The sequence below is a fragment of the Corallococcus sp. AB032C genome, from assembly GCF_003668935.1.
Taxonomy (GTDB): Bacteria; Myxococcota; Myxococcia; order Myxococcales; family Myxococcaceae; genus Corallococcus; species Corallococcus exiguus.
The window spans coordinates 1-675 of record NZ_RAWP01000119.1; the positions used below are offsets into that span (position 1 = coordinate 1).

Consider the following 675-nt stretch of genomic DNA (forward strand, 5'->3'; position numbering starts at 1 on the left):
CCAGCCGCATCGGGTCCGGCGGATACGCGGGCACCGCCACCGCTCCCGCGTACAGGCAGCCGAAGAAGCCCGCGATGTAGTCCAGTCCCGGCGGGTACAGCAGCAGCACGCGCTCGCCTTGCGCGCCTCGCTCACGCAGCGCGGAGGCAATCCGCCGTGCTCGCACGTCCAGGTCGGATGCGCTCCACACGGTCTCTTCACCGTCGGCTTCACCCAGGAACGTGTAGAGCGGCGCGTGGGCGGACGGCCCTTGGACAAGCTTCATCAGGACGCAAGGAAGGGTTCGCGAGAAGTCGTGCACGGGGAGCCATCCATGTGTCGAGAAAGCGCCGACACTTAATAGCAGCCCGGGTGCTCAATTCCTCGGCACTCCTGGTGACGAAACCCCGGAGGTTCCTGACGCCAGCCCACTCGGGGAGCGGGGACTCGGCATGCCCTCAAGCGCGGCCGAGCAGGCTCTTCAACCACTCCATGAAACCTTTCTAGCTTGACCCGCCTGATACATCCCGTGTCGCGCCTTCACCGACTCTGGCCTGTCACGCGTGGTGAACGTCGCGGACCTGATCGCGCATGTAGCGCCGCGGCGCGCCAGTCACTCTGTTCACGGGCCCCGCCCCCTCGAAGGAGGGAGCGGGGTTTCCGCGTTGTGGGCGGCAGGGACTCGCGGTGCCTGCG

Annotated in this window: 1 protein-coding gene; it reads right to left on the bottom strand. The window is 67.3% G+C overall.

Going from position 1 to position 675, the window contains the following annotated elements; genetic code table 11:
• Nucleotides 1–265: AMP-binding protein (locus D7X99_RS35255; protein WP_147476360.1), on the bottom strand; the 265-nt coding region annotated here is incomplete at its 3' end.
• Nucleotides 266–675 lie beyond the last annotated feature (410 nt).